This is a genomic window from Streptomyces sp. ERV7, from assembly GCF_001653515.1.
Lineage (GTDB): Bacteria > Actinomycetota > Actinomycetes > Streptomycetales > Streptomycetaceae > Streptomyces.
The window spans coordinates 520,643-533,146 of record NZ_LYOY01000001.1 but is presented as its reverse complement, the minus strand read 5'-3'; the positions used below and the strand labels follow the sequence as shown (position 1 = coordinate 533,146).

At 73.6% G+C, this 12,504-nt stretch carries 12 protein-coding genes and 1 pseudogene; 5 read left to right on the top strand and 8 right to left on the bottom strand.

Features of this window, described 5'->3' with window-relative positions; genetic code table 11:
* Positions 1-180 precede the first annotated feature (180 nt).
* A complete protein-coding gene (locus tag A8W25_RS02365) occupies positions 181-708 on the top strand; it encodes a hypothetical protein (RefSeq protein WP_067154939.1) in 528 nt (175 codons plus the stop codon).
* Between the two features lie 35 nt (positions 709-743).
* Here A8W25_RS02365 and A8W25_RS35665 read toward each other — a convergent pair.
* The 5 genes and pseudogenes from A8W25_RS35665 to A8W25_RS02345 all read right to left on the bottom strand — a co-directional run.
* Positions 744-806: pseudogene (locus A8W25_RS35665) on the bottom strand (DUF2510 domain-containing protein); the annotation flags it as partial.
* Between the two features lie 28 nt (positions 807-834).
* Positions 835-2,109 (bottom strand): HAD family hydrolase, encoded by a 1,275-nt coding sequence (locus A8W25_RS02360; protein WP_067154936.1) that lies wholly within the window; start codon positions 2,107-2,109, stop codon positions 835-837.
* Between the two features lie 102 nt (positions 2,110-2,211).
* Positions 2,212-2,994, bottom strand: coding sequence for a 3-oxoacyl-ACP reductase (locus tag A8W25_RS02355; protein WP_067154933.1), 783 nt, complete (start codon positions 2,992-2,994; stop codon positions 2,212-2,214).
* Positions 2,995-3,000: 6 nt separating this feature from the next.
* Positions 3,001-4,389: an aldehyde dehydrogenase family protein gene (locus tag A8W25_RS02350; RefSeq protein WP_067154930.1), complete on the bottom strand. Its 1,389-nt coding sequence runs from the start codon at positions 4,387-4,389 to the stop codon at positions 3,001-3,003.
* A gap of 8 nt (positions 4,390-4,397) precedes the next feature.
* Positions 4,398-5,762: a glutamine synthetase family protein gene (locus tag A8W25_RS02345; protein WP_067154927.1), complete on the bottom strand. Its 1,365-nt coding sequence runs from the start codon at positions 5,760-5,762 to the stop codon at positions 4,398-4,400.
* Positions 5,763-5,839: 77 nt separating this feature from the next.
* On the opposite strand from A8W25_RS02345, the gene A8W25_RS02340 reads away from it, so the two are divergent.
* The 3 genes from A8W25_RS02340 (at position 5,840) to A8W25_RS02330 (ending at position 9,008) form a co-directional block, all read left to right on the top strand.
* Entirely contained in the window at positions 5,840-6,565 is a 726-nt protein-coding gene (locus A8W25_RS02340) for a FadR/GntR family transcriptional regulator (RefSeq protein ID WP_067154924.1), read from the top strand.
* 206 nt (positions 6,566-6,771) lie between these two features.
* Positions 6,772-8,226, top strand: a complete 1,455-nt coding sequence (gene eat / locus A8W25_RS02335; RefSeq protein ID WP_067154921.1) for an ethanolamine permease — start codon at positions 6,772-6,774, stop codon at positions 8,224-8,226.
* Positions 8,227-8,303: 77 nt separating this feature from the next.
* Positions 8,304-9,008, top strand: coding sequence for a gamma-glutamyl-gamma-aminobutyrate hydrolase family protein (locus A8W25_RS02330; RefSeq protein WP_067154918.1), 705 nt, complete (start codon positions 8,304-8,306; stop codon positions 9,006-9,008).
* On the opposite strand, the gene A8W25_RS02325 is transcribed toward A8W25_RS02330, so the two are convergent.
* Entirely contained in the window at positions 9,002-9,940 is a 939-nt protein-coding gene (locus A8W25_RS02325) for a LysR family transcriptional regulator (RefSeq protein ID WP_234386130.1), read from the bottom strand. The genes A8W25_RS02330 and A8W25_RS02325 overlap by 7 nt on opposite strands.
* Before the next feature lie 70 nt (positions 9,941-10,010).
* Between A8W25_RS02325 and A8W25_RS02320 the strand changes: the two genes are divergently transcribed.
* Positions 10,011-11,108: a TDT family transporter gene (locus A8W25_RS02320; protein WP_067154912.1), complete on the top strand. Its 1,098-nt coding sequence runs from the start codon at positions 10,011-10,013 to the stop codon at positions 11,106-11,108.
* On the opposite strand, the gene A8W25_RS02315 is transcribed toward A8W25_RS02320, so the two are convergent.
* On the bottom strand, positions 11,077-11,817 hold the full coding sequence (locus A8W25_RS02315; protein WP_067154909.1) for a helical backbone metal receptor: 741 nt from the start codon (positions 11,815-11,817) through the stop codon (positions 11,077-11,079). The two genes, A8W25_RS02320 and A8W25_RS02315, sit on opposite strands and share 32 nt — an antisense overlap.
* On the bottom strand, positions 11,817-12,368 hold the full coding sequence (locus tag A8W25_RS02310) for a helix-turn-helix domain-containing protein (RefSeq protein ID WP_067154906.1): 552 nt from the start codon (positions 12,366-12,368) through the stop codon (positions 11,817-11,819). The genes A8W25_RS02315 and A8W25_RS02310 overlap by 1 nt, the downstream gene beginning before the upstream one ends.
* Between the last annotated feature and the right edge of the window lie 136 nt (positions 12,369-12,504).

Below are 12,504 nucleotides of genomic sequence, written 5' to 3'. Positions count from 1 at the left end.
GCGGCCCGGTGGGGGGCGGCCAGCGACTGGACGTAACCGCCGGGCCCCGCACCCGTCTTCACGCTCCAGCGCACCAGGTACCCGGTGCGCCCGGCGACCACCACGGACGCGGACCTCACCTCGCGGTGCGAGACGATCCCGCCGTAGCGCCGTCGGCCGAGGGCGTCCTCGCCGAACGCGGTGTCGGCCGCCTCCACGACGTCGTGCCTGGCGAGGGCCTCGGCGGTCCTGAGGTCGGTGCGGGTCGGCGTACGGGTGTCGACGGTGGCGTGGTGGCAGAAGGCACCGGAGTCGCCCGGGCAGTCGAAGGTGTCCTTGGTCTGCATGGTGGGCAGGCCGCCGATCCTGGATTCGGGCTTCTCCCAGCCCGGCAGGACCGGCAGGGTGATGCCGTTGAGCTGGTCGACCAGGAGGTTCGGGTCGTCACTGGGCGAGGGCGGCGGCGCGGGGGCCGTGCTCCGCACCGGCGAGGCCGTCGTGGCGGCGCCGCCGCTCGACGTGGCGGCGGCCGCCGGTTCCCCGTCGTCGTCCCCGTTCAGGACGACGACCCCGGCCACCAGCGCCGTGACGAGCACCGCGGCGGCCACCACCGCGGTGATCACCGGACCCCGCCCGCGCGGCCGGGGCTGCGCGGCGACGGGCCCCACGGGCACGGTCGGCGATGCGACGGGCCCCAGCGGAACGGTGGGCGGCGGCACCGCCTGCTGACCGGCGGCCCTGGTGTGCCCGGTCCAGGCGGTGCCGTCCCACCAGCGCTCCAGCACGGGGGTGCCCGGATCCGGGTACCAGCCGGGCGGTGTCGTCATGCTCATCGGGCCACCCTAGAGCGCCGCCTCAGCCGCCGTACACGGTGTCCCGCTGGTCGGGCACGACCGTGCCGTCGGCCCGGCGGACCGGTCCGGCGGTGCCGTCGTGGTCGGTGTACGCGGTGGTGGCGCACGGGTACGCGCCGCTCTTGGGCCCCTTGGGCTGGAGGAACATCGGGTTGACGATCCAGCGGCCGTCGCCGTTGTCGTAGGCCCGGCACATCAGCTCGTTCTTGTTGCGGTTCAGGACGAGCCGCAGCCCGGTGGCGTCACGCAGGAACGAGACGTCCGTGTCGGAGTCGCCGGCCGCGAACACCTGGCGCCGCGCGGCGGGCTGCACCCGCTCGGCGGCCGCCCCGCGCACCCCGAAGACCTCCTGGTTGATCCAGCACCGCTTGCCGTCGATGTACGTGATCATCGAGTCCTCGCCGTCGGCGACCGTGCCGCAGCCCTTGAGGTGCGGGGTGAGCCGCCCGTGCGCGGTGACCGGCCGGATGCCGATGGCGTGGTCCGGCGCGATACCGACGCCGCCCGCCCACACGTCGACGACGGGCTCGGGCGACGCCGAGGTGATCCAGACGTCGAACCCGGCCTTCTGGAGCGTACGGATCAGATCGCGCTGCTGGTCGTAGTAGCGCACCCAGCCCGTCACCTCGGCCGTGCCGACGCGCTGCTGTGCCCCGATCGGCGCGGCCAGGTTCTCGGCGCGGGCGGCCCGGGCGAAGGAGCGGATGTCGGCGGTGCGCCAGCCGCTCATCAGCTGGGCGAGCCAGGCGTACTGGGGCTCGGTCGTGCGCCGGTCCCAGCCCGCGAAGGCGGCGGCACCGCCCGTCGTCCTCCCGTCCCCGTACACCGTGCGTATCTCGTCGGCGCAGCGCGTGTCGGTGGCGGTGGGCAGGGTGGGGCGGCCGGCCGGGCAGACGGCGGCGAGCGCGGTGGCCGCCGGGCCGGTGAGATAGCGGCTGGTGGTGTGCCAGTCGCCGTGCTGGGGGCGGCGGATCTTGGAGTGGCGCAGCATCCAGTACATCGTGGCGTCGCCGACGTCGTTCTTGACCACGGTGTTGTCCCAGTCGAAGACCGCGACGGGCTGGTGGCCCTTGGCCGTACCCGCGCCCTTGCCGCACCTTCCGTAGGTGTCGACGAGCTCCTGGAGGCGGGCCCGGTTCTGCCCGTACCAGCCCTGCTTCACGGTCAGTTCGGGGCACGCGCCGCTCCGGGCCTCGGCGGTGGGGGCGGCGGCGAAGACGCTGCCCGCGATCGCGAGGGCGGCGGCCGCGGCCTGCCAACGACGTGCACTGCGCATGAACACTCCTGCCATGAACGGAAGATCACCGGGGACGGTAGACAGCACAGCCGGGCGTCGTGCGACGCCCGGCTGTCGGGTGGGTGGAGTACAGGTGAACGCCTAGAGCGGCGTCACGTACGCGCCCGAGATACCGCCGTCCACCAGGAAGTCGGTCGCGTTGACGAACGAGGAGTCGTCGCTGGCCAGGAAAGCCACGGCGGCGGCGATCTCGTCGGCCTCGGCGAACCGGCCGAGCGGGATGTGCACCAGGCGGCGCGCGGCCCGCTCCGGGTCCTTGGCGAACAGCTCCTGGAGCAGCGGGGTGTTCACCGGACCCGGGCAGAGCGCGTTGACGCGGATGCCCTCGCGGGCGAACTGCACGCCCAGCTCGCGGGACATGGCGAGGACGCCGCCCTTGGACGCGGTGTAGGAGATCTGCGAGGTCGCGGCCCCCATCCGGGCCACGAAGGACGCGGTGTTGATGATCGAGCCCCGGCGCTGCTCGCGCATGTACGGGATGGCCGCCTTGCAGCACAGGTACACCGATGTCAGATTGACCTCCTGGACCCGCTTCCAGGCCTCCAGGCCGGTCTCCAGGATGGAGTCGTCGTCGGGCGGCGAGATCCCGGCGTTGTTGAAGGCGATGTCGACACTGCCGTAGGTGTCGTACGCCGCCTTGAAGAGCGCGTCGACCTGCTCGGGGTCGGTGACGTCGACGCGTACGGCGAGTCCGCCGACCTCGTCCGCGGCCTTCTTGGCGGCGGCCTCGTCGATGTCGCCGCAGACCACGTGGGCGCCCTCGGAGGCGAGCCGGCGGGCGGCCGCCAGACCGATGCCGCTGCCGGCTCCGGTGATGACGGCGGTACGGCCGACCAGGCGGCGGCAGGTGATGTCGTCGGTCATGTGTGCTCAGGCCTCCGTGCTGATGAAGACGTTCTTGGTTTCGGTGAAGGCGGCCAGCGCGTCCGGGCCGAGTTCACGGCCGAGGCCGGACTGCTTGTAGCCGCCGAAGGGGGTCCAGTAGCGCACGCTGGAGTGCGAGTTGACGGAGAGGTTGCCCGCCGCGACGGCGCCGGAGACACGCAGCGCGCGCCCCACGTCACGGGTCCAGATCGAGCCGGACAGGCCGTACTCGGTCGCGTTGGCCAGCCGTACGGCGTCGGCCTCGTCGTCGAAGGGGAGGACGACCGCGACCGGCCCGAAGACCTCCTCGACCGCCACCGGGGCGTCGGGTGCGACGCCGGTGACGACGGTGGGCGCGAACCAGAAGCCGGGGCCCTCGGGGGCGGTGCCCCGGATGCCCGGCAGGTCGCCGGGGACGTAGCCGCGTACCCGCTCCAGCTGGGTCCGTGAGATCAGCGGGCCCATCTGGGTCTTCTCGTCGGCCGGGTCGCCGACCACGACGGACTCGACGCCGGGGGCGAGGAGTTCGAGGAAGCGGTCGTAGACCGGGCGCTGCACGAGGATGCGGGTGCGGGCGCAGCAGTCCTGGCCGCTGTTGTCGAGGAAGGACATGGGGGCGGCGGCCGCGGCGGCCTCCACGTCGGCGTCCGCGAACACGATGTTGGCGCTCTTGCCGCCGAGTTCGAGGGTGACCCGCTTCACCCGCTGGGCGCACTTGGCCATGATCTGCTTGCCGACGCGGGTGGAGCCGGTGAACACGATCTTGGCGACGCCGGGGTGCTCGACCAGTGCGTCGCCCGCGACCGCGCCCGCACCCGGCAGCACCTGGAACAGGTGCTCGGGCAGCCCCGCCGCCAGGGCGAGTTCGGCCAGCCGCAGCGCGGTGAGCGGGGTGGTCTCGGCGGGCTTGAGGATCACCGCGTTGCCGGCCGCGAGCGCGGGGGCGGTGCCCCAGGCGGCGATCGGCATCGGGAAGTTCCAGGGCGCGATGACGCCGACGACGCCGAGCGGTTCGAGCAGGGTGATGTCGAGGCCGCCCGCGACCGGGATCTGGCGTCCGGTCAGGCGCTCCACTCCCCCGGCCGCGTAGTCGAGCAGATCGCGGACGTTGCCCGCCTCCCAGCGGGCGTTGCCGACGGTGTGCCCGGCCTCGCGCACCTCCAGCCGGGCGAGCTCTTCGAGGTGTTCGTCGACGGCGGCGGCGAAGCGGCGCAGCAGCCGGGCGCGGTCGGCGGGCGCGAGCGCGGCCCACTTGGTCTGCGCCCGCGCGGCCCGTGCGACCGCCGCGTCCACGTCCTGGGCGGTGGCGGCGGTGACGGTCGCGATGACCTCCTCCGTCGCCGGGTTGAGCACCTGGTGCTCATACGGCTCGTACGCGTCGTACGGATCGGACACAGCGGGCCTCACAGGCGTTCGAAGGAGCGGCGGAGCTCCCAGTCGGTCACCGCGGCGTCGAAGGCGTCCAGCTCGACGCGCGCCATGTTGCGGTAGTGCGCGACCACCTCGTCCCCGAAGGCGGCCTTGGCGATGGGGCTGTTCTCCCACAGCTCGGCGGCCTCGCGCAGGGTGGTCGGGACGTGCTCGTAGTCGCCGGTGTAGGCGTTGCCGGTACAGGCGTCCGGCAGCTCCAGCTCGTGCTCGACGCCGTACAGGCCCGCGGCGACGAGTCCGGCGACCGCGAGGTGCGGGTTGACGTCGCCGCCGGGCAGCCGGTTCTCGAACCGCGTCGAGCGGCCGTGGCCGACGACCCGCAGCGCGCAGGTGCGGTTGTCGTGGCCCCAGGCGACGGCGGTGGGCGCGAAGGAGCCGGGCTGGAAGCGCTTGTAGGAGTTGATGTTCGGCGCGTACAGCAGCGAGAAGTCGCGCAGCGCGGCCAGCTGGCCCGCGAGGAAGTGGCGCATCAGCGGCGACATTCCCCCGGGCCCGTCGCCCTGCATGACGTTGCGGCCCTCTTCGTCGGTGAGCGAGAGGTGGATGTGGCAGGAGTTGCCCTCGCGCTCGTTGTACTTCGCCATGAAGGTGAGCGAGACGCCCTCCTGGGAGGCGATCTCCTTGGCGCCGGTCTTGTAGACGGCGTGCTGGTCGCAGGTGACCAGGGCCTCGTCGTAGCGGAAGACGATCTCGTGCTGGCCCGGGTTGCACTCGCCCTTGGCGGACTCGACGGTCAGGCCCGCCGCCGCCATCTCGTTGCGGATGCGGCGCAGCAGGGGCTCGATCCGGCCGGTGCCGAGCACCGAGTAGTCGATGTTGTACTGGTTGGCCGGGGTCAGGCCCCGGTAGTCGGCGTCCCAGGCCTCTTCATAGCTGTCCCGGAAGACGATGAACTCCAGCTCGGTGCCGACCTGGGCGGTCAGACCGAGCTCGGCGAGCCGGTCGAGCTGGCGGCGCAGGATCTGGCGCGGGGCGGCGACGACGGGCGAGCCGTCGTTCCAGCCGAGGTCCGCGATCAGCAGCGCGGTGCCCTCGTTCCAGGGCACCCGGCGCAGGGTCGTGAGGTCGGGGTGCATGGCGAAGTCGCCGTACCCCCGCTCCCAGGACGACATCGCGTAGCCCTCGACGGTGTTCATCTCGGTGTCCACGGCGAGGAGGTAGTTGCAGCCCTCGGTGCCGTGGGCCGCGACCTCGTCGAGGAAGAATCGTGCGGCGAACCGCTTGCCCTGGAGCCGCCCTTGCATATCGGGGAACGCCAGGACCACAGTGTCGATCTCGCCGCTCTCGACGAGGGCGCGCAGCGCCTCGATGTTGAGCGGGGGTGTGCGGTCTGCCACGGGAAAAGCCTCCTTCGGTCAGCCGGGAGCCATAAGGTATTGCCGAGAACCATTGCTTGGGAAGGGGGTGCGGCCAGATGTCGCGACCGGATTCCGGAGACCGGCTCGCTCCGGTGCTGCGGACCGTACGGGCCGGCAACGGCTTCGAGGAGGCGCTGGAGCAGATCCTCCAGGTCGTACGCCTGGGTCTGGTGCCCGGCGGCGAACGGCTGCCGTCGGAGCGGGAGTTGGCCGAGCGGCTCGGCATCAGCCGGGTGACGCTGCGCGAGGTCCTGAAGGTGCTGACCGACCAGGGCCTGGTGGAGGCGCGGCGCGGCCGCTACGGCGGAACGTTCGTGCTGCCCAGGGCCGAGTCGCCCGGCGAGGACGAGCTGCGGCGCCGGGTGGCCGGGGTCGACGTGGAGGACGCGCTGCGCTTCCGCGAGGTCCTGGAGGTGGGCGCGGCCGGGCTGTGCGCGGCGCACGGGCTCACCGACGAGCAGGCGGACCGGCTGCGCGAGGCGCTGGCCCGCACCCATGACGCGCCGCTCGGCGAGTACCGGCGGCTGGACACCCTGCTGCACCTGACCCTCGCCGAGCTCTCCGGCTCACCGACGCTGACCGCGCAGTACGCCGCCGTCCGGGCGACCGTGAACGACCTCCTCGACTGCATCCCGCTGCTGGTACGGAACCTGGAGCACTCCCAGCGCCAGCACACCGCGCTGGTGGAGGCGGTGCTCGACGGGGACGCGGACGGGGCGCGGGAGATGATGCGCGAGCACTGCGCGGGCACTGCGGCGCTGCTGCGGGGGTTCCTCACGTAGCTTCTTCGGCTGCGGGCCGCGGCGGGCTGCTCGCGCGGTTCCCCGCGCCCCGGAAGGGCGTCCGGTACCGCGGTGCACATCCGCACGACCGCTCGGACGCGCACCCTTTTACTCCGACGTAACGCACGGGGCTTGATTTCTGGCCGGGATCCCCGCAAAGGTATGCCCCCAGTCCATTGACCCCATCCCCCGTCGGGAGCCGCGTCATGACCATGAAGTCCACGGAATCCGCCAAGCCCCGCGCCGCCGAACCGGCGGACGACTACCTGGAGCGCCGCACGCTCCGCCGCGGCAGCGCCGGCTGGCTGCTGCTGACCGGCCTCGGCGTGGCCTACGTCGTCTCCGGCGACTACTCCGGCTGGAACTTCGGCCTCGCCGAGGGCGGCTTCGGCGGCCTCGCGATCGCCATGGCCCTGATGGGCCTGATGTACGTCTGTATGGTCTTCTCGCTCGCCGAGCTCTCCTCCGTGCTGCCCACGGCGGGCGGCGGCTACGGCTTCGCCCGGCGCGCGCTGGGCCCCTGGGGCGGCTTCCTGACCGGCACGGCCATCCTTATCGAGTACGTCCTGGCCCCCGCCGCGATCTCCATTTTCATCGGCGACTACGTCGAGTCCCTGGGCCTGTTCGGCCTCACCTCCGGCTGGCCGGTCTACCTCGCCTGCTTCGTCGTCTTCATCGGCATCCACCTGTGGGGCGTGGGCGAGGCGCTGCGGTTCAGCTTCGTGGTGACGGGCGTGGCGGTGGCGGCCCTGCTGGTCTTCGCGGTCGGCGCGTTCCTCGACTTCGACGCCTCGGGGCTGGACGACATCGCCGTCCACAAGGACGCGTTCGGCGCGAGCTCCTGGCTGCCGATGGGCGTGATGGGCATCTGGGCGGCGTTCCCGTTCGGCATGTGGTTCTTCCTCGGTGTGGAGGGCGTGCCGCTGGCCGCCGAGGAGACCCGCGACCCGGCCCGTACGCTCCCCAAGGCGATCCGCTGGTCCATGGGCATCCTGGTGGTCCTGGCCGTGCTCACCTTCTTCGCCTCGGCGGGAGCGCGCGGCTCGGCCGCGATCCAGGACGCGGGCAATCCGCTGGTCGAGGCGCTCCAGCCGGACGGGAAGGCCACGGCGCTGAGCCGGATCGTCAACTACGCGGGCCTGGCGGGCCTGGTGGCGTCGTTCTTCTCGCTGATCTACGCGGGCTCGCGCCAGCTCTTCGCCCTGTCCCGGGCGGGCTATCTGCCGCGCTTCCTGTCCCTGACCAGCCGCCGCAAGGCACCGTACCTGGGTCTGCTCGTGCCCGGCGCGATCGCCTTCTCACTGGCGGCGGCGACCGGCGACGGGGCCCGGATGCTGAACGCCGCGGTCTTCGGCGCCACCGTCTCGTACGCACTGATGTCGCTTTCCCACATCGTGCTGCGCCGCCGCGAGCCGGACCTGGAGCGGCCGTACCGTACCCCGGGAGGAGCGCTGACCTCCTCGGTCGCGCTGGTCCTCGCGTGCGCGGCGCTGGTGGCCACGTTCCTGGTGGACGTGGTGGCGGCGCTGATCGCGCTGGGGGTGTACGCGGCAGCCGTCGCGTACTTCGGCCTCTACAGCCGCAAGCACCTCGTCGCACGGGCTCCCGAGGAGGAGTTCGCGGCGCTCGCGGCGGCGGAGGCCGAGCTGGAACGCGAGTGAGGATCCATCGGCAGCACGAGAGCCGACCGTACGGGAGCCGACAGCGCGCGGGTCGGCGGCACGAGAGGGAGAACGCGGTGGGACGGCCACTGATCGGCGTCAGCACATACCTGGAGGAGTCGGTGCGCTGGGGGGTGTGGGAGTGGCCGGCCGCGCTGCTGCCCGCGTACTACCCCCGCCTGGTCAGGGCCGCCGGCGGCCTCACGGCGATGCTCCCGCCGGACGACCCGGAGACGGCCGCGGAGGTGGTGGCCCGGCTCGACGGCGTGGTGATCGCGGGCGGCCCGGACGTGGAGCCACTGCGGTACGGGGCCGCCCGCGACGCCCGGACCGGGCCGCCCGCGCCCGAGCGGGACGCCTGGGAAACCGCCCTGATCGAGGCCGCGTTGGCGGCCGGGACGCCGCTGCTCGGCATCTGCCGGGGGATGCAGCTCCTGAACGTGGCGCTCGGCGGGACCCTCGTCCAGCACCTGGACGGGCACACCGGCGGCCACGGCGTGGTCGGCCGCCACACCGTGCGCCCCGTGCCCGGCACGCGCTACGCGGAGATCGAGCCGTACGAGGCCTCCGTGCCGACCTACCACCACCAGGCCGTGGACCGCCTCGCGGACGGCCTGGTGGTGTCGGCCCGCGCCGAGGACGGCACCGCCGAGGCGGTCGAACTGCCGGGCGGGGCCTGGGTCCTCGGCGTCCAGTGGCATCCGGAGCTGGGTGAGGACACCAAGGTGATGCGGGCGCTGGTGGCGGCGGCCGGGGCCCGGACGGCGGCGACGGCCTACTGAGCCGGGCCCGACCGGGTCAGCGACAGCAGGTCGCGGGCCGGGCCGGTGGGGCGGTGGGCGGTGCGCCAGACCGCCCGCAGATCGCGGCGCAGCCGCAGCCCCTCCAGGGGGATGCGGACGAGCCGGCGGCCCGCCAGCTCCTCCCCCAGGGCGAGTTCGCTCAGCACCGAGGGTCCCGCGCCGCTCACCACCGCCGCCTTCACGGCCGTGGTGGAGGCGAGCTCCAGGAGCGGCCGGGCCACCCCGCCCAGATCCGCCAGCGCCGCGTCCAGGACCTGCCGGGTGCCCGAGCCCTCCTCGCGCAGGATCAGCGGGGTCGCGGCCAGTTCGGCGGCGGCGATCGGGGCGCGGCGCCGGGCCCACGGGTGGGAGGGCGCGGTGACCACCACCAGGCGGTCGTGGCCGATCACGGCCCCGTCGAGCCCGGCCGGTACGGTCAGGCCCTCCACGAACCCGAGGTCCGCCTCGTCGCAGAGCAGCCGCTCGGCCACGAACGCCGAGTTCCCGGCGAGCAGCGAGACGGCCGTGCCGGGGCGCTCACCCCGCAGTGCGATCAGCCAGCCGGGCAGCAGGTACTCGGCGATGGTCATGCTCGCGGCGACCCTGAGCCGGGAGTCGCGCCGCCCGCGCAGCGCCTGCGCGCCCGCGTCGAACGCCTCGGCCGCCTCCACCACCCGCCGCGCCCAGTCCGTCACCAGCGCACCCTCGGCGGTCAGCTTGGAGCCGCGCGGCGAGCGGTCCACGAGGGCGACGCCGAGGTGGCGCTCCATCGAGCGGATACGGCTGCTCGCGGCGGGCTGGGTGATCCCCAGGTCGCGCGCGGCGCGCCCGAGGCTGCCGTGCCGGGCGACCGCGATCAGCAGCTCCATCGCGCTCAGATCGGGCACCCGCCGGGACAGCGGACCGGTGTCCTCCGCACTGCTCATACTCATAAGCCCAGCTTATGTCCCCATAGGGAGACCGGGTCTGGCGACCCCCTCGTACCGGCGCGAAGGTGGACGCATGGTCACCCTCACCCACCCCAGCGCCCCCGCGCTCGCCGCTCGCCACGAGCCTCTGCGGCACCTCGGTCCCAACTGGTACGCCACGGTCATGGGCACCGCGATCATCGCCAACGCGGGCGCCGGGCTGCCGGTCCGCGTGCCGGGGCTCTCGGTGGTGTGGGGTCTGTCCCTGGCCATGCTCACCGTCCTCGTCGCCGCCCGCGCCGCCCACTGGCGCCACCACCGCGACCAGGCCCGCGCCCACCTCATGGACCCGGGCGTCGCCCCCTTCTACGGCTGTATGTCGATGGCGTTCCTGGCCGTCGGCATCGCCACCCTCACCGTCGGCAAGGACGTGATCGGCGAGGGCGCCGCGGTCCCGCTGGCCTGGGCGCTGTACGCGATGGGCACCGCCACCGGCCTCGCCGTCGCCGTGGGCATCCCCTATCTGATGGTGGTCCGCCACCGGGTCGCCCCCGGCACCGCCTCCCCGGTCTGGCTGCTGCCCGTGGTGGCCCCCATGGTCTCCGCGACCCTCGGCGCGCTGCTGGTCCCCCATCTCGCGGCCGGCCAGGCCCGTGAGGCGATGCTGCTCGGCTCGTACGCGATGTTCGGCATGAGCCTGCTCGCCGTCCTGGTGATGCTGCCCCTGGTCTTCGCCCGGCTGGTCCACGAGGGCCCGCTGCCCCTCGTCCTGACCCCTGCCCTGTTCCTGGTGCTCGGCCCCCTCGGCCAGTCCACCACCGCCGTCAACAAGCTCGCCGACGTGGCGCCCGGCGCGATCGACGCCCCCTATGCGGGCGGTCTGGGCGCCTTCGCCGTGATCTACGGCGTCCCCGTGATGGGCTTCGCCCTGATGTGGCTGGCCCTGGCGGGCGCCATGGTGGTCCGCGCGGTCCGCTCCGGGATGCCCTTCGCGATGACCTGGTGGGCGTTCACCTTCCCCGTCGGCACCTGTGTGACCGGCGCCGAGGGCCTGGCCCACCACACCGGCCTGGACGCCTTCACCTGGCTCGCCTACGGCCTGTACGCCCTGCTGGTCGCCGCCTGGCTGGTGGCCGGCGCCCACACCGTACGGGGCCTGGTCAGCGGAAAGCTGCTCGCAGCGCCCCGCTGAGCGCACCGGGCGCCGCCACGAGCGAGGGTCCGTACCAGGTGAGCGAGCGGCCGTCGACCAGCGCGGCCGGGAGGTGCCCGAAGGCCTCCGGGCCGTCGTCGGCGGTGAAGCGGTAGGGCTCGTCGGGGAGGACCACCAGGTCCGCCCCGGCGGCCCTCAACTCGTCCAGGGGGATGCGCGGATAGCGCTCGGCGTGCTCCGCGTACACATTGCGGACGCCGAGCCGGTCCAGCAGGTCGCCCGCGAAGGTGTCGCGGCCCAGCACCATCCAGGGGCGGCGCCACACGGGCACCACGGCGGCGACCGGCGCGGCCGGGCGCGCCACCCGCTCCCAGGCCTCGCGCGCCTCGTCGAGCCAGCGCGGCCGGGGCAGCCCGCAGGCGTCCACCAGGACCCGGGCCAGCTCCGCGAACGCCTGGTCCAGGTCGCGGACCTCGGTGACCAGGACATCGAGGCCCGCCGCGCGCAGCGCGTCCAGGTCGGGCCGCCGGTTCTCCTCCTCGTTGGCGATCACCAGATCGGGGCGCAGGGCCGCGATCGCGTCCGTGTCGGGGTTCTTGGTGCCGCCGATCCGCGCCGCCGCCAGGTCCGGCGGATGGGTGCACCAGTCGGTGGCGCCGACCACCAGGCCGGGGGCGGTGGCCGCCACCGCCTCGGTGAGCGAGGGCACCAGGGAGACCACCCGGGGACCGGCCGCGGGGCGCACCATCAGTGGCGGGTCTCCTCGATCGCCTCGATGTGGTCGGCGACCGCCACGAGCAGGATCCGGGTGCCGGGCACGGCCGCGCGCCAGCGGTGCCGCACCCCGCCGGACAGGCACAGTGTGTCGCCGCGCTCCAGACGGTAGGCCCGGCCCTCCGCCTCGACCTCGGCGGCGCCGTCGGCCACGTACATCAACTCGTCGTTGCGGTGCTGGAACTCGCGCGCGGTGTCGTGCTCGCCGGTGAACTCCATGGCGTGCAGCTGGTGGTGGCCGCGCAGCAGCTGGCGCACCCCGCCGCCGTCACCGTCGTCGGCGCGGGCGACCTCGACCGTACGCGCGGTGTCGGCCGCGTCGTACAGCTCGGGCACGGTGGTGCCCAGGGCGTCGGCCACGCGCGCGAGGGAGCGGGGGCTGGGGCGGGCGCGTTCGTTCTCGATCTGGCTCAGGAACGGCACCGAGAGGCCGCTGCGCTGCGCGACCGCGGCGAGCGTCAGCCCCAGCTCGCGTCGGAGCCGCCGCACCGCGACTCCCACCCGAAGAGTTTCCTTGTCGTCCATCTCTCCGGCTCCCTCCCCGTCACCTGGTCCACTCCGGCCGCCGCACTGCATGCACCCTACGCAGCTTCGGCGCCCTGGGGCACCATCACGCGGAAGAAGAGTGCCCGCACGGCGTGCTGGGCGTACCCGCACGGAT

What these genes read in the sequence shown, in the direction of transcription:
- A8W25_RS02360 (WP_067154936.1), bottom strand. Translation starts at nt 2,109, where the DNA reads ATGCGCAGTGCACGTCGTTGGCAGGCCGCGGCCGCCGCCCTCGCGATC.
- A8W25_RS02355 (WP_067154933.1), bottom strand. Translation starts at nt 2,994, where the DNA reads ATGACCGACGACATCACCTGCCGCCGCCTGGTCGGCCGTACCGCCGTC.
- A8W25_RS02340 (WP_067154924.1), top strand. Translation starts at nt 5,840, where the DNA reads ATGTCGCGACCGGATTCCGGAGACCGGCTCGCTCCGGTGCTGCGGACC.
- eat (WP_067154921.1), top strand. Translation starts at nt 6,772, where the DNA reads ATGACCATGAAGTCCACGGAATCCGCCAAGCCCCGCGCCGCCGAACCG.
- A8W25_RS02325 (WP_234386130.1), bottom strand. Translation starts at nt 9,940, where the DNA reads ATGAGTATGAGCAGTGCGGAGGACACCGGTCCGCTGTCCCGGCGGGTG.
- A8W25_RS02320 (WP_067154912.1), top strand. Translation starts at nt 10,011, where the DNA reads ATGGTCACCCTCACCCACCCCAGCGCCCCCGCGCTCGCCGCTCGCCAC.
- A8W25_RS02315 (WP_067154909.1), bottom strand. Translation starts at nt 11,817, where the DNA reads ATGGTGCGCCCCGCGGCCGGTCCCCGGGTGGTCTCCCTGGTGCCCTCG.
- A8W25_RS02310 (WP_067154906.1), bottom strand. Translation starts at nt 12,368, where the DNA reads ATGGACGACAAGGAAACTCTTCGGGTGGGAGTCGCGGTGCGGCGGCTC.